Below are 15,137 nucleotides of genomic sequence, written 5' to 3'. Positions count from 1 at the left end.
GAAAGATACCGCTCAGCGGTTTTCTACCGGCAGAAGTTTGAGTATTACCCCGGCCAACAGAGCAAAAGCAACGCCAATTAATACATCTGTCATACGGGCAATGATAAGCGTTTGAGCGCTGTAACCAATCGGCGCAGTGTGGGCAAGGATAACGGTTAATGGCGTAATGAAAATACACGCCAGTGCATAATTTTTGGTGATCAGCATTTCGATAGTAAACGCCAGCACAAACAACAGCAGGATCAGTACCAGCGGCGAAGGAGACAGGGCAAAAATACCAGCGGCAAGTAACATGCCCAGCGCCGTGCCCGTGGCCCGGTGCAAAGAGCGTTGCCAGAACTCGGTCATCCGTTGGCCTTGCAAGATGGCAGCAACTGTAATGGGTACCCAGTACGGATTATCAATACCACCCAGGCTGGCCAGATAATAACTGCCGCCAACGGTTATTCCGGCGACCAGCGCTTTTACGAATGCGGCAGGTTGCCAGAGTGGTTGTGCCGGGTCGGTGACTTGTTTCGGTTTGTCTTTCACCATTATGCGGTCGTGAAGCCAAACGGCAATCGTTACCATCAGGCTACCGGCAAAAAAAGCGCTGGCAATGACAGGAATATGGTCTGTTGGTACATGATGGGTTTTGCTCAGACAGCACACCATAATGAAAAAGAACCCGGCCGGTGGGCGCATCTTTTTATACAAGGCAAGGTAGATCGCTATCAGCGCAACCAGCCCAAGGAAAAAAGCTGAGGCGGGTAAATAGCGAGCAGTTATAAGCCCGAGGGTAAACGAAGCGCCAAATGGAATTATCATTTTCAGCAGCGCACGGGCCCGGTAGCCAGGGGTAAAAGAGGGGCTGTACAATCCCAGAAGCGCACCAATACAAGCTGTAAGGCCAGCTTCCAGGTTGTCACTGAGTACGCCAAGTAACAGTGGCAAAGCCATGCAAAAAGAGCAGAGAGCGATTAGCGATAACGGACGGGGAATGGGATTAATAGTAAAAAGTGATTTCAGGCTATATAAGAAACCGTTATGTGCCTGTTTTGCTGTGGCTGATAGTTTATGCCGTATTGGGCGCGTCACCCTGGTTTCTCCGTTACGGGTTGCTGACATTGAGTCTGCATTTAGCTACCCCGGCAACGGAATTACCGTGCCGGGGTACCTGCTAAGGATTAGTCCACGTACATCTTCTGCTGAAATTTAAGATTTTCTACCGTGTTACCCCGGCGGATCTCGATATTAAAGCGGTAAGTTTCTTCATGGCGAAAGCTAAACACGGCCAGGTAGTAAATCGCTTCACCTTCCTGAACTTTTTTAAAGTTAAGTTTTTTTTCGGTGCCAAGCAGGTTGGTTGCCGTGCCCTGCATACTCACTGTTTGTGCTTGCTGAGTGTCGCTGTTAAGCACAGATATATTTACCAGCGCGTTGTACTTACTGCGGACTACGCCGTACTGACGGGCGATTTGGGGACTAAAAAACGTCGAGTTGACTACAATGTAATGAACGTCCCAGTCCCCCAGCTGCTCTTTTTGTTCGGCGCTGGCAGTAAATGCCAACGGCAGTAACAGGAGCGCAAATAACAGTTTATAAAAAACGCGGAGTCGACCCATAGTTCACCTCTGCTTAGTAATAAGGTAAGTAATCACGCAGTACCAGCTGTAACGCCTGCAGGGCTATAATGGCAATCAGTACCGATAAGTCGAGTCCGCCAATCGGCGGAATAATGCGCCGGATAGGGGCCAGAAACGGCTCTGTGAGTTGTTGCATGACGTATTCGATGGGATTACGTCCCTGAGAAACCCAGCTCAGTACGGCACGTAAGATAAGCACCCAGAATACCAGGGTGAGAAACTCTTTGACCACATCCAGTAATGAAATGATCACCAGGCCCACGGGATTAATGTTGCCACCAAACAGCAGGTTGAGCACCAGGTACTTCGCCATCGCGACCAGAATCGCCAGCACCAGGGTGGCCACATCAAAGGTACCAATGGACGGAATAATCCGTCGCAACGGACCAACAATCGGATGCGTGGCTTTAACCACAAACTGACTAAACGGATTGTAAAAGTCAGCCCTCGCCATCTGTAACCAAAGCCGCAATAACACCACCATCAGATAAAGGTTAAATATCGTGGTGATCAGAAAAACCGAAGCGCTCATTGAATGTTCCTATCTAAAATAAAGTAGCCATTTCTTCAGCCCGCGCAACGGCGGACTGCATTGCCTTGGCAACAATGCCCTGCAAATCGCTGTCGATTAACGAATTACATGCAGCGGCAGTAGTGCCTCCCTTCGATGTGACCTGAGCACGCAGCTCGCTGAGCTCCAACTGTGGGTTTTCGCATACCATTTCGGCTGCGCCCAGCATTGCCTGTTGCACTAATACTCGGGCGTCGGCCTGAGAAAATCCCTGCGCCATACACTCTTCCTGCATGGCCTGTAAAAATAAGAAGAAATAGGCAGGACTGCTGCCGGCAGCAGCAATAACGCCATTGATGTCGTCTTCTTTTTCAACCCACAGAGTTTTACCTACGGCGCCCATTACATCGGCAACGTAATCGCGGTCTGCTTGCTCCACACTGTCGTCGGCATACAGTCCCGACATCCCTTTGCCCAGTAAACTTGGCGTGTTGGGCATTACCCGTACTACCGGATACTCACCACCGAGCATTTCCTGTAACCGGGCCACCGGCAGGCCTGCTGCGATGGAAACAAAAAGTTTGCCGGCAAAATCGGTATTTTGCTGCATCGCCGCGCACACATCCGCCATCATTTGCGGTTTTACGGATAACACAATGGCATCGGCAAACTGGCAGGCTTCGTCGTTGGATTGGGTAACATTAATGCCCCGTTCTTCCTGTAAGGCGTCGAGTTTTGGCCGAGAACGGTTACTGGCAATGATGGCCTCTTTGGGATAACCAGACGCGACCAGTCCGGCAACGATACTACGGGTCATATTTCCCGCGCCAATAAATGCAAGTTTACGATGTTGCATGAGTCTCCTTTAATTTTGCTGTTGTCGGGCACCAAAAATAGCGGTGCCAATTCGTACCATGGTTGAACCATAGGCGATAGCTTCGCACATATCACCGCTCATCCCTACAGAAAGGGTATCCACGGTATCGACCTGCGCTGCCACATCATTATACAACGATTGCAGTGCAGCGAGCGTCTGATGCTGAGCTTGTGGTGTTACATCGGCTGCCGGAATTGCCATTAATCCCCGTAAGCATAACCGCGGAAGATTAATTATTTCTTGCACCAGTGCCGGCAGCTCGCCCGGAATAATGCCGGACTTGGTGGTTTCCTGCTCTATATTGAGCTGAATACACACGTTTAATGGTGGCATACCCTCAGGGCGCTGGTCGTTAAGTCGTCTGGCAATTTTCAGACGATCGATGCTCTGCACCCAGTCAAAATGTTCAGCCACAATTTTCGTCTTATTTGATTGTATGGGGCCAATCATGTGCCATTCAATGTCTGACAAGTGCTCAAGCGTCTGAATTTTATCGACGCCTTCCTGAATGTAGTTCTCACCAAACAATCGTTGTCCCGCTTCATACGCTAGCTCGATATCTGATACGGGTTTGGTCTTGCTAACCGCCAGTAATCTAACAGAATGAGGATTACGGTTAGCAGACGCTATGGCGTTATCGATTTCTTGACGTGCGTTTATCAGTCGATCTGCTATTGTTTGCATTAATACAACTTACCTACAGGTTATGGAGAAGTCAGGCTGTGGATATTACCGAACTTTTAGCATTTAGTGTTAAGAATAACGCATCAGACCTTCACTTGTCCGCAGGCCTTCCTCCGATTATCCGGGTGGATGGCGAAATGCGTCGGTTAAACGTTGACCCGCTCGATCATAAACAAGTGCATGCGCTGGTTTATGAAATCATGAACGACAAACAACGTAAGGAATACGAAGAAAATCTCGAAACCGATTTTTCTTTTGAAGTAAAAGACCTTTCTCGCTTCCGGGTTAATGCCTTTGTTCAGAACCGCGGCGCCGCGGCTGTACTTCGGACCATCCCCAGCAAGGTACTGACCCTGGACGATTTAGGCGCGCCCGCCATTTTTAAGGAAATTATCAACCAGCCCACGGGAATTGTACTGGTTACCGGTGCAACCGGCTCGGGTAAAAGTACCACCCTGGCTGCCATGATCGATCACATTAACTCGCACAAGCGCGAGCACATCCTGACCATCGAAGACCCTATCGAATTTGTGCACGAAAACAAGTTAAGCGTACTTAACCAGCGGGAAGTTCACCGCGATACGCACAGCTTCTCAAACGCCCTGCGTTCTGCTTTGCGTGAAGATCCAGACGTGATTCTGGTAGGTGAATTACGGGATTTGGAAACCATTCGTCTGGCCATTTCGGCGGCGGAAACCGGCCACCTGGTGTTTGGTACCCTGCACACCAACTCGGCCCCTAAAACCATCGACCGTATCATCGATGTGTTCCCGGCTGAAGAAAAAGCCATGGTACGTTCTATGTTGTCGGAATCGCTGCGTGCCGTTATTTCGCAAACCCTGTTGAAGAAAATTGGCGGTGGCCGGGTTGCGGCTCATGAAATCATGGTGGGCATACCGGCAATCCGTAACCTAATTCGTGAAGATAAAGTGCCGCAAATGTACTCGGTAATCCAAACCGGCCAGTCCCATGGCATGCAGACCATGGATCAGTGCTTACAACGCCTGGTGGCTACCGGCGTGATTACCCAACAGGATGCCATGGCTAAGATGGTTGATAAACAACAGCGGCCCGGGTTTTAAGGAGAATTACCATGCTTGATCAGCTGTTACAGAATATGGTTGACCGCGATGCCTCTGATCTATTTGTGACATCAGGCTTTGCGGTAAGCGCCAAGATTAACGGCAAGCTGACGCCGCTGATGGAAACATCGCTAACCGAACAGGCCGCGCTGGATTTAGTCCATGAGGCCATGAGTGATAAACAGCGCGATGAGTTTCATACCACCAAGGAATGTAACTTTGCTATTGCGCGGGAGGGCATTGGTCGTTTTCGTTGTAGCGCGTTCTGGCAACGTGATCAGGCGGGTATGGTGATTCGGCGGATTGTAACGCAAATTCCCAATGCCGAGGATCTCGGCCTGCCGCCGGTCCTTAAAGACATTATTATGTCTAAACGAGGGCTGGTGTTGTTTGTGGGGGGAACCGGCACCGGTAAATCTACCTCACTGGCGGCCTTAATAGGCCATCGCAATACCCATTCCCATGGCCATATTCTGACTATAGAAGACCCTATTGAGTTTGTGCATGAACACAAAAATTGCGTGGTCACCCAGCGTGAAGTAGGCATTGATACGCAATCTTTTGATGATGCCCTGAAAAGCTCATTACGTCAGGCGCCAGATGTCATCCTGATTGGTGAGATCCGGTCTATGGAAACCATGGAATATGCTATGTCGTTTGCCGATACCGGTCACTTGTGTGTGGCTACATTGCATGCCAATAATGCTAACCAGGCCATTGAACGGATCATGCATTTAGCGCCCAAAGATCAGCACGACAAACTGCGCTTTGATCTAAGCCTGAATATCCGTGCCATTGTAGCTCAGCAACTGGTACCCACCGTGGATGGTAAGGGCAGGGTAGCAGCCATTGAAATCCTGCTTAATTCGCCACTGATTAGGGACCTTATTCAGCGCAATGAAATTGGCAGTCTTAAAGAGGCCATGGAAAAAGGTAAGGAGCAGGGCATGCAAACCTTTGATATGGCCTTGTTTGATTTGTATAAAACCGGACGAATCAACCTTGAACAGGCATTGCATCATGCTGATTCACCGAACGATTTGCGCCTGATGGTTAAGCTGGATTCGAATAATCCACAGAGCGACGGTCTGGGCTCGTTATCCGGCGTGTCCATTGATATGGATTAAACCTTGATCCGATTTAAATCAGGGGTGACGCCATTTGTCATTCAGCAATACTATGATGCACTCACCACACAGGGGATCCCTTGTGTGGTGCGCAATCAGTTTATCAGTGGCGCCATGGGCGAACTGCCGGCGCAGGATCTGGAACCGGAACTGTGGTTAATTAATGCCGACGATCTGGTGTTTGCTGAGCGGGTATTAACTTCTCTTAAAGAAGATAACAACGCCGAAGCCTGGATATGCAGCACCTGCCAGGAACCTCAGGACGCCGAATTTAATCTGTGCTGGAATTGCCAGTCCCCCAAGTGTTAGCTTAAACACAAACAGAGTGTACTTATTGCGGCGCTTTCCCGTATATTAGTGACATCAAAGCAATATTTGCCGTCTGTCGACTAATCCATGAAAAAACTCAAGCGTTATCAATACGAGCGATACGCCATTCTTTGTCAGCTTGCTTATCCTGACGCCGAAGAGAATTACCAGAAGGTGCTGGAGCCCTTTCATGAACGCCAACTGGTGGATAAATATGGTCGCATGAGTGTGCGCATTCTGTGGACGGATAATAAAAAAGAAGCCATCGTAGTGTTCAGAGGCTCACTGGGAATCAGAGACTGGCTGGCTAACATGGTGTTTGTACCGGCGAAGATTAAGCAAGTAGACCGCCATTTTTATGTGCACTGGGGATTCAAGCGGCTGCTCAATCAGCCCATGTTTTCCAGCACCAAAACCATTAACGAAGCGCTACCCCTGCGCGAGTTGCTGGTAAAGGTACTGGAGCCATTACGCCTGCAGGGCAAACGCTTTACGTTTACCGGGCACTCTTCCGGTGGCGCGGTAGCGGTGTTGATGGCCGATTACTTTGAGCGGCAGAATAAGAAAGCAGTGAAACGGGTGGTGACCTTTGGTCAACCGGCTGTGGCCACCCGGGCCTGGAACAAACACTATTTGTTACACCATAAAACCTACCGCATTTGTTGCGATCTGGATATGGTGACCTTTATGCCGCCGTTTCCTTATTACTTCTGGCATGTGGGCAAGATGCTCTGGCTTCACGATGATCAGATTTACGAGAATACGCCTACCCACGAACGCTTTTTAAAGTCGTTGCACAGCTGGCTGTTGCGGCCGATTACTTACCATTACATGCGCAAGTATATCCGCAATAAAAGCTTGTTTGATGAACACTAATCGGGTTGGCGGATAACCCGGTTTTTCAGTTTGTCCAGGCTGTATTTGTCTTTAATACTCATGATCAGCGCAGCGATGCTGAGCAGCAAAATGCTGCCAGATTCGTAAATCAGGACAATTTTATCCAGCTCTTTACTTTGCAGGATTATCATTCGACTGAGAGCAGTCATGGCAATTATCAGCGGCAGGGTTACCGGAATACGGTTGCTGTTGTAATAAGCCGCCAACATGCCCATAACTTCGGCGTAAATAAATAGCAGCAGCAGGTCTGACAACTCCACCGTGCGATATTCAACCATGTGCATAATCTCTGCTCCCACCGCTACCAGCGTTGCCAGCATGATGAGGATCAACAGCAGCTTCTCGATTTGCTCAATAAATTTAGCCATCGACATAACCACTCCCTTACCGTTGGAATTTTCATCAGTGTGATGGAAGCGTTGGGGGAAGGCTATAACTATTTAGTATGATTTTTATAGTGCTAATTGATCACGTGAATTGTTTTTGGCAGCGGAAAATTTAATCCCAAAGGCTTTCAAACCAACTGGTAAAAATCAAACAGGCCGACACGCTGTCAACTTTACCTTTGGTCAGTTTTTTATAACCGCCTAATTCAAAAAGCGTTGCTCTGGCATCGGCAGTACTTAAACGCTCATCATAGGTAGTCACTGGTGTCTTAAAGCGGCCGTGTAAGCGATTAGCAAACTTCTGCGCCCGCTCGGTCATGGTCTGAGAAGTGCCGTCCATGTTCAGTGGTAAACCCACTACTACGATATGCGGCTGCCATTCATCATAGATTTTTTGAATCTTATCCCAGTCAGGGATGCCATCCCGGGCTGTGAGCGCTTCTAAGGGCGCAGCGGTGCCGGTGACTTCCTGACCAATTGCCACACCAATGCTTTTAGTGCCAAAATCAAACGCCAGAACAGTGCGTTGCCCGGCCTCAGGCATGACCCACCTCAGGTGCGATCTGCCAGACATCAATACCCAGGCTGCTGACCGCCAGTTGCCAGCGCTGGTGGATAGGCGTATCAAACAAAATTTTCGGATCAGCTTCGATAGTCAGCCAGGAGTTTTCCTGAATTTCCCGCTCCAGTTGACCCGCACTCCAGCCGGCATAACCTAAAGTGATGATAGCCTGATCGGGCCCGCGGTGATTGCCGAGTGCACCCAATATGTCCTTGGAGGTGGTGACCATAATTTCTGAGGTCAGGTTGAGGCTTGAGCTCCAGCCAGGCTGAGGGCTGTGCAAAATAAAACCGCGCTCCTGGCTCACCGGTCCACCGGCCAGCACGATTTGCTGACCTTTCTCATCATCCACTTCTGCGTCTTTATCGGCCTGTTCCAATAGTTCTTTAAGGGTCATATTGGTAGGTTGATTCACCACCAGACCCATAGCACCTTCTTCGTTGTGTTCACAAATATAGGTCAGGCTGCGGGAAAAAAACGGGTCTTCCATTGACGGCATGGCAATCAGAAAATGATTGGCCAGATTTTTCAGTTCAGTCATGTTCAGTACCTCGTTGGGCCGACTTACAAAAATGGCGACGGCTTAGTTAAGTTTAGCTTCAATGGCGTCAAATAACTCGCCCATTATGTTTATATCGTACGCGCGCTCGATTTCTCTAACGCAGGTAGGGCTGGTAACGTTGATTTCAGTGATGCGATCGCCAATCACATCGAGCCCGACAAACATTAACCCGCGCTCAACCAACACCGGAGCGATGGTTTCTGCCAGTGCCCGGTCGCTGTCACTGATGGGCTGGGGTCGCCCTGTGCCGCCGGCTGCCAGGTTGCCACGTGTTTCTCCAGCCGAAGGTAAACGAGCCAGACAATAAGGCATTACCTTACCATTGACTATCAGTACCCGCTTGTCACCGTCTTTGATGGCCGGCAGGTAGGCCTGCACCATCATTTGGCTCTGGCCATTATTGGTCAGGGTTTCAATGATTACGCCCAAATTAGTACCATCTTCCTTAATCCGGAAAATAGAAGCGCCGCCCATGCCATCAAGCGGTTTGCAAATAACATCCTTATGTTTGGCATGGAACTGGCGCACCAGAGCAGCATTGCGGGTGACCAGCGTATCCGGTATAAGCGCCGGGAAGTAGGCGGTAAACAGCTTCTCATTAAAGTCCCGCAGGCTTTGCGGTTTATTTACTACCAGTGCGCCTGCACGCTCAGCCAGGTCAAGAATATGCGTAGCATACAAAAACTCACTGTCGAAGGGCGGATCCTTACGCATCAGAATAACGTCGAGTTCACCGAGCAGATACTGTTGTTCTTCGCCAAGGGTATAGAAATCCTGCGCCTGATCTCTCACAGTCACCGGGTAACCAATGGCTTTAGGCACGCCATTGTCGATATAGAGATCTTTGAGTTCGAGGTAAATAACTGTCGCACCGCGATGCTGGGCCTCTAACATCATTGCGAAACTGGTGTCTTTTTCTGGTTTTATTTTGGCAATGGGGTCCATTACCACGCCAACGGTATAGGTCATAGCGCACTCTCTTTAGTCATATAAGACAAAAATGGAGGTAATAACCGCTTAATTCAAGTCATTATGCGGTTACTGGTCGTATTATTTAGTAGCTTACAGGCGCAGGATTAACGATTACAAATCGCCAAACGTTGCCTGTAACACAGAAAGCCCGGTGATTGCGGCAGTTTCTGTGCGTAAAATTCTGGGCCCAAGGGAGCAGGCAGTAAAACCGGCTTCCTGAGACTGATGCACTTCGGTATCGGATAGTCCGCCTTCAGGACCAATCAGTAAACGGTAACCCGCATGGTTAGTGGTAAGCTGAGTCAGGCGTTGTTGACTGCCTGGTGATAATACCAGCCGGGTTTGTGAGGTGGAGTCGGCCAGCCAGTCTTTAAGCAGGGTGACCGGCTTTAACTCCGGCAGCGTATTGCGGCCGCATTGCTCACACGCGCCCTGAATGATTTTTTGCCACTGCAGTATTTTTTTCTGCCAGCGGGACTCATCCAGTTTTACCGGACAGCGCTCTGTAATTAATGGTGTGATGGTTGTTGCACCCAGCTCCGTGGCCTTTTGCAGAACCAGGTCCATACGGTCACCCTTTGATACCCCCTGGCCCAAGTGCAGGGGTAATGGCGACTGCGTGTCGATGGCCAGCCGGGAATCCACTTCGATGACAACCTGACGCCGTTGAGCCAGAATAATGGTTGCCGGATATTCATTACCGTCACCGTTAAATAACACTATCGGATGACCACTCTTCAGGCGCAGAACGTTTGCTACGTGATGCGCTGCGTCGGCAGTTAACGTTAGTTCACTGTCTACAGTGATGGTGTCAGGATGAAATAAACGAGGGATACGCATAAAGACTATCTTACCAAAGTGAAACGGCAGGTAGTTTAGCTTTCATTGCGTGGGGAATACAACAAAACATCGCTGCAACATTCTGCGCTATTGCAGCGATGCCGACTGTTATTTCGAGGCAAAAGTATTTATGGATTGTGCCTGATTGACCGCCATGGATTTATTGCGACGGGCATGAACGGTGTGTTTTCCCTTGTCGCCTTTGAGCGCATAACCAAGAATAAATAACACAACCAAAAATAGACAACTAAGTAGTAACATTTTCTATTCCTTAAAAAATTTCTACTGATTATAAGCAGTTGCAACACTATGCCAGACCAGACATGATGCATAAGCATGCTTACAAATACTTCTGAATGACCCTAAATACCTTTTCAGGCGCATTCGATTTCCCAACTTTTGGAAAAATTGCGCTAAAAAATATAGTCGTTTACGGTCCTCAGATCCAGTAAAAAAAAGGGCTCAGACGGCCTTTTTAAAAACTCAAATGCAATCAACTGATTAGCAAATTAAGCAGTAAAATCTGTAAAAAATAGTACGTCGCGGGTGTGACAGCTTAATGAAATTATAGCCCAAAAAAACCAATTCTGTTGCGCAGTTCACACGAACACTGGTAACTTACTGTTAGCTAAACAATAAAGGAATTTTAGTATGTTCACTCAAGAAGACATTGAAATGTACGTTAATACCTATGCGATTCCGTGGGGTATTAATATTGCGATGGCGCTTATTATTTTCGTCATCGGTAGGATGGTTGTTGGAATTATTATTTCAATGTTCGGCAAGTTGATGTCGAAATCGAAGTACGACGATATGCTGGTCGATTTTTTGAAGTCGATTCTTAACGCAGTTCTCATGCTGTTTGTGATTGTAGCGTCGTTAGATGAATTAGGTGTCGATACCACGTCGTTAGTTGCCATTCTAGGTGCCGCTGGTCTGGCAATTGGCTTATCGTTACAGGACTCGCTGAAGAACTTTGCTGCGGGTGTAATGTTGCTTGTTTTCAAACCGTTTCGTGCCGGTGATTATGTTGAAGCTGCAGGTGTAGCAGGTACGGTAAAGAAAATAGGCATTTTTACCAGCTCTATGAACACCCCTGACAACAAAGAGATCATCGTACCAAATGGTAAAATTTATGGTGACAACATCATTAATTATTCAGCCATGACAAACCGCCGCGTTGATATGACTTTTGGTATTGGGTATGGCGATGATCTGTTAAAGGCAAAAAATGTTCTGGAGCAGATGGTTAAGGAAGATGAGCGGATTTTAGAAGAGCCTGCGCCAGTAGTAGCCGTGTCTTCACTAGGCGATTCCAGTGTAAACTTTACCGTTCGCCCATGGGTCAAAAAGGAAGATTATTTTGCAGTATTGTGGGCGTTTACTGAAAATGTAAAATTACGATTCGACGAGGAAGGTATTTCAATACCATTCCCTCAAATGGATGTGCATTTCTTCAAAGAAGCGGATAACACCGAGAAGAAAGAAAGCGCTGAATAAATCATTTAAAGGCAAAAAACGGCTCTCAGAGCCGTTTTTTTTGTTCGCGATTTACGGGCTGCAACGGGCTTTTGTGGGACTGGCCTGATAGTCGGCCATTGCCGCATCCATATTGGCCTGCAGATTTTTAATCCGGCTATCGGGGGCCGGGTGAGTTGACAGCAACTCCATTGGCCGTTCCCCACCGCTGGCCGCTTCCATATTACGCCACAAGTCAACGGACTGACGGGGATCAAACCCGGCCTTAGCCATGAGCTGCAAACCAATCAGATCGGCTTCTGATTCGTGAGTACGGCTAAACGGCAGCTGTACACCCAACTGCAAACCGAGCCCCAGTGCGCCCATAATTTCGGCGTTATAAGGCACCTGATTTGCTGCCAGTACCTGATTGGCAACCTGCGAACCGGTTTGAATTAGGGTCGTCTGCGACATCCGCTCGTTACCATGCTGCGCAATAACGTGGCCGATTTCATGACCGATGACAGCAGCCAACTGATGCTGATTAGTGGCCACTTTTAGCAAGCCGGTGTAAACGCCAATTTTACCGCCGGGCAGTGCGAAGGCGTTAACCTGATCGTCATTGAACACCACGACTTCCCAGTCGCCTGAATACACGCCCGAGGGTACGTAGGGTAATAAGGTGTCGGCCACACACTGAACGTACTGATTCTGTGCAGGCTGTTTGGACACCGGGATTTCGCTTTTCATGCCATCAAAGGCCTGAACGCCAATGGCATTAAGCTGATCGCTGCCAAACAACAGTATCTGATTGCGACCGGTAGGTGAGGTTGCACACCCAACAAGGGTGCTGGCAGTCATTGCCATTGCCAGTACATAAGCGGATAACTTCATCAATTTGATTCCTTTTTCAATCTGCCAGCCGTGCTACGACTCGGGATTTCACATTTCTGTCACTCAAGGGACATGAAACTGTCACTCGGCTTTTCTACGCTTGGACGTTTAAGCAGGATTAACACGCTGAAATAGTTAAGTTTCGATCAGTGAGTGTCTTTGCTAAGCATACTTCAATTAACTATAAAAAAGGAAATGCAATGAAAGCGTCAATGTTCAAAACGAGTTTACTTGCGCTAACTGTAGCGGGTCTGTTAAGCGGTTGTAGCCTGGATGGTGATGACGGTACTGACGGTGCACAAGGACCTCAGGGGGAAGCCGGTCCGGTGGGTGCAGATGGTCAGGATGCAACCCGTGGCATTGAGCTGGCCGTTATTGGCCGCGCATCACTGGAAGCCGAAGGCGCTGCTGAAATTGTTCAGTACGATGTGGCAAGTGGCATGGTTTACGTCACTAACAGTGATTCTAATACGGTTGCGCTGGTAGATATCAGTGACTTGTCTGACGCGCCGCTGGACAGTCCGATTACCGATTTAAATCTGACCGTAGGTTCAGAAGTTACCTTGCCCACCGAGGTAGACGGGGTTGCTCTGGACGGATTAACCAGTATTGCGTTATCCGGTGATTTACTGGCTGTAGCCGTACCTGCTGACGCCAAGGCTGATAACGGTTTTGTGCTGTTCTACACCGGCGTATCCGCGTCTGCGCCAACGCTATTAAAGGCGGTAGAAGTAGGTAATCTACCCGATATGGTGACGTTTACGCCGGATGGTAGCAAAGTGCTGGTGGCCAATGAAGGTGAACCAGGTGGCGATTATACTGTTGACCCGGAAGGTTCTGTAGCCGTTATCGACGTCACCGACGGCGTTCCTGCTGATGAGGCTACACTGCTCGATTTTACAGACTTCAACGGACAAAAGGCTGAGTTAATGGCTATGGGGATGCATTTCCCTAACCCGGCCGGACGTACAATCAATGGTGTGACCATCACAACTTCGGTTGCCCAGGATTTAGAGCCTGAATACATCACGGCCAGCAATGAGATGGCATACGTGACATTGCAGGAAAACAATGGTGTGGCGGTAATTGACCTGAACACGATGACAATGGACATAGTGGGTCTGGGGTTCAAAAACTGGGCCGGGCTGAATATCGACGTGCAGGAAGACGGTGAAGTAAGTTTCGGTCAGTACGAAGGATTGTACGGTGTGTATATGCCCGACACGATTGCTATGTTTAGCTGGAAAGGCGCGGATTTTCTGTTAACTGCCAACGAGGGTGATGCGCGGGAATACTTTATTTCTGAAGACATGAGTGAGACGGATTGTACTGCTGCTGGCGGCCAGGATTGGGACGACAGAGAATGTCTGGCGTATACCGAAGAAGTGAAAATTAAGGCTCTTGATGCTGAGCCCGGCTCGGCGCTTGAAATGCTGCAGATGAATGGTGAAGCCGACGATCTGCGGGTGACCAACGCCTTAGGCGATGCTGATGGCAATGGACTGTACGATGCCGCTTATAGTTATGGCGCCCGGTCATTCACTATCTGGGACCAAAATGGTTTAGTCGTATTTGATTCCGGTGATGACTTTGAACGCATCACGGCATCATTATACGGAAGTGCCTTTAACAATGGTGACGATGAAAACGAAGGTGATTCACGTTCTGAAAACAAGGGGCCTGAGCCTGAAGCACTGACCGTCGGTCAGGTAGGTGAGCGTACCTACGCATTTATCGGTCTGGAGAGAATGGGCGGCATTTTTGTTTATGACATCACCAACCCTTACGACGCGTCCTTCGTTGAATACATCAATAACCGTGATGTGACCGAAGGATTGGTTGTAGGTGATGCGATTGGTGATTTGGCACCCGAAAGCTTACTGTTTGTTGCTGCAGATGAAAGCCCAACCGGTGCCCCCGCTCTGATTGTGGGCAACGAAGTGAGCGGTACGGTGGCGGTATATTCAATTACCCAAAAATAATCCCTGAAGATCCGGTAATACTGGATAGCTAAAGATTGCACCTCCTGTAAATTTGCGCAGGGGGTGCCAACTGCAAACCAACAATGCTGTGTTACTCCATAGCCGTTCAGCCTCTCTGTCTGTTAATTTGAAAAATCGCTGATTTACTATACGTTTGGCTATGTTCGGATTAACTGTTGTTGAATCGAAAAGAGCCTGTTTTCGTTAAGGTTTTCTGGATTATCCATAAACCTGAACCAACCCAGGTAGTGTTCCAAGTATTTTGTGGCTACTCCGTGAAACCGTTTCATCCACGCTTTCAGACGGCTGTGATAGGCGTTAACATTCTGAATATGAAAGACTTTATCTATCACCTTAACACCTCCCGCC

At 48.7% G+C, this 15,137-nt stretch carries 18 protein-coding genes and 1 pseudogene; 6 read left to right on the top strand and 13 right to left on the bottom strand.

Annotated elements, in window-relative coordinates:
* Positions 1-12: 12 nt before the first annotated feature.
* From C6Y40_RS21280 to C6Y40_RS21260, 5 genes are all read right to left on the bottom strand, one after another.
* Positions 13-1,077: an FUSC family protein gene (locus C6Y40_RS21280; protein WP_170308555.1), complete on the bottom strand. Its 1,065-nt coding sequence runs from the start codon at positions 1,075-1,077 to the stop codon at positions 13-15.
* An 89-nt stretch (positions 1,078-1,166) separates the two neighbouring features.
* Positions 1,167-1,604: a DUF4426 domain-containing protein gene (locus C6Y40_RS21275; protein WP_105936405.1), complete on the bottom strand. Its 438-nt coding sequence runs from the start codon at positions 1,602-1,604 to the stop codon at positions 1,167-1,169.
* A gap of 13 nt (positions 1,605-1,617) precedes the next feature.
* Complete coding sequence (locus C6Y40_RS21270; RefSeq protein ID WP_105936404.1) at positions 1,618-2,157, bottom strand: YggT family protein; 540 nt, start codon at positions 2,155-2,157, stop codon at positions 1,618-1,620.
* Between the two features lie 13 nt (positions 2,158-2,170).
* Positions 2,171-2,992, bottom strand: a complete 822-nt coding sequence (proC, locus tag C6Y40_RS21265) for a pyrroline-5-carboxylate reductase (protein ID WP_105936403.1) — start codon at positions 2,990-2,992, stop codon at positions 2,171-2,173.
* Positions 2,993-3,001: 9 nt separating this feature from the next.
* A complete protein-coding gene (locus C6Y40_RS21260) occupies positions 3,002-3,697 on the bottom strand; it encodes a YggS family pyridoxal phosphate-dependent enzyme (RefSeq protein ID WP_105936402.1) in 696 nt (231 codons plus the stop codon).
* 38 nt (positions 3,698-3,735) lie between these two features.
* On the opposite strand from C6Y40_RS21260, the gene C6Y40_RS21255 reads away from it, so the two are divergent.
* From C6Y40_RS21255 to C6Y40_RS21240, 4 genes are all read left to right on the top strand, one after another.
* Positions 3,736-4,779: a type IV pilus twitching motility protein PilT gene (locus C6Y40_RS21255; protein ID WP_105936401.1), complete on the top strand. Its 1,044-nt coding sequence runs from the start codon at positions 3,736-3,738 to the stop codon at positions 4,777-4,779.
* A gap of 11 nt (positions 4,780-4,790) precedes the next feature.
* On the top strand, positions 4,791-5,906 hold the full coding sequence (locus tag C6Y40_RS21250) for a PilT/PilU family type 4a pilus ATPase (RefSeq protein ID WP_105936400.1): 1,116 nt from the start codon (positions 4,791-4,793) through the stop codon (positions 5,904-5,906).
* Between the two features lie 3 nt (positions 5,907-5,909).
* A complete protein-coding gene (locus tag C6Y40_RS21245; RefSeq protein WP_105936399.1) occupies positions 5,910-6,215 on the top strand; it encodes a putative signal transducing protein in 306 nt (101 codons plus the stop codon).
* 87 nt (positions 6,216-6,302) lie between these two features.
* On the top strand, positions 6,303-7,091 hold the full coding sequence (locus C6Y40_RS21240) for a lipase family protein (RefSeq protein WP_105936398.1): 789 nt from the start codon (positions 6,303-6,305) through the stop codon (positions 7,089-7,091).
* On the opposite strand, the gene C6Y40_RS21235 is transcribed toward C6Y40_RS21240, so the two are convergent.
* The 6 genes from C6Y40_RS21235 to C6Y40_RS24845 all read right to left on the bottom strand — a co-directional run bounded on the left by C6Y40_RS21235 (position 7,088) and on the right by C6Y40_RS24845 (position 10,695).
* The gene (locus C6Y40_RS21235) at positions 7,088-7,480 is read right to left on the bottom strand and encodes a phosphate-starvation-inducible PsiE family protein (RefSeq protein WP_205664810.1); all 393 of its coding nucleotides are present in this window, start codon (positions 7,478-7,480) and stop codon (positions 7,088-7,090) included. The two genes, C6Y40_RS21240 and C6Y40_RS21235, sit on opposite strands and share 4 nt — an antisense overlap.
* Before the next feature lie 130 nt (positions 7,481-7,610).
* A complete protein-coding gene (gene ruvX / locus C6Y40_RS21230; RefSeq protein ID WP_105936396.1) occupies positions 7,611-8,042 on the bottom strand; it encodes a Holliday junction resolvase RuvX in 432 nt (143 codons plus the stop codon).
* Positions 8,035-8,601 (bottom strand): YqgE/AlgH family protein, encoded by a 567-nt coding sequence (locus tag C6Y40_RS21225; RefSeq protein WP_170308554.1) that lies wholly within the window; start codon positions 8,599-8,601, stop codon positions 8,035-8,037. Before C6Y40_RS21225 ends, ruvX begins: the two co-directional genes overlap by 8 nt.
* A gap of 42 nt (positions 8,602-8,643) precedes the next feature.
* A complete protein-coding gene (gene gshB / locus C6Y40_RS21220; protein ID WP_105936395.1) occupies positions 8,644-9,591 on the bottom strand; it encodes a glutathione synthase in 948 nt (315 codons plus the stop codon).
* A 114-nt stretch (positions 9,592-9,705) separates the two neighbouring features.
* Entirely contained in the window at positions 9,706-10,434 is a 729-nt protein-coding gene (locus C6Y40_RS21215) for a 16S rRNA (uracil(1498)-N(3))-methyltransferase (protein ID WP_105936394.1), read from the bottom strand.
* 108 nt (positions 10,435-10,542) lie between these two features.
* Positions 10,543-10,695, bottom strand: a complete 153-nt coding sequence (locus C6Y40_RS24845; protein ID WP_164464649.1) for a hypothetical protein — start codon at positions 10,693-10,695, stop codon at positions 10,543-10,545.
* A gap of 390 nt (positions 10,696-11,085) precedes the next feature.
* On the opposite strand from C6Y40_RS24845, the gene C6Y40_RS21210 reads away from it, so the two are divergent.
* The gene (locus C6Y40_RS21210; protein ID WP_105936393.1) at positions 11,086-11,934 is read left to right on the top strand and encodes a mechanosensitive ion channel family protein; all 849 of its coding nucleotides are present in this window, start codon (positions 11,086-11,088) and stop codon (positions 11,932-11,934) included.
* A 51-nt stretch (positions 11,935-11,985) separates the two neighbouring features.
* On the opposite strand, the gene C6Y40_RS21205 is transcribed toward C6Y40_RS21210, so the two are convergent.
* Positions 11,986-12,786 (bottom strand): M48 family metallopeptidase, encoded by an 801-nt coding sequence (locus C6Y40_RS21205; protein WP_105936392.1) that lies wholly within the window; start codon positions 12,784-12,786, stop codon positions 11,986-11,988.
* Between the two features lie 200 nt (positions 12,787-12,986).
* Between C6Y40_RS21205 and C6Y40_RS21200 the strand changes: the two genes are divergently transcribed.
* Positions 12,987-14,768 carry a choice-of-anchor I family protein gene (locus C6Y40_RS21200; protein WP_105936391.1) on the top strand — a complete coding sequence of 594 codons (1,782 nt, stop codon included), beginning with the start codon at positions 12,987-12,989 and terminating at the stop codon, positions 14,766-14,768.
* A 158-nt stretch (positions 14,769-14,926) separates the two neighbouring features.
* Here C6Y40_RS21200 and C6Y40_RS21195 read toward each other — a convergent pair.
* Positions 14,927-15,137: pseudogene (locus tag C6Y40_RS21195) on the bottom strand (IS1595 family transposase); the annotation flags it as partial.

This window comes from Marisediminitalea alba, from assembly GCF_002993365.1.
Lineage (GTDB): Bacteria > Pseudomonadota > Gammaproteobacteria > Enterobacterales > Alteromonadaceae > Alteromonas > Alteromonas alba.
The sequence above is the reverse complement of the archived record's forward strand: the minus strand, read 5'-3'. Positions and strand labels throughout refer to the sequence as shown.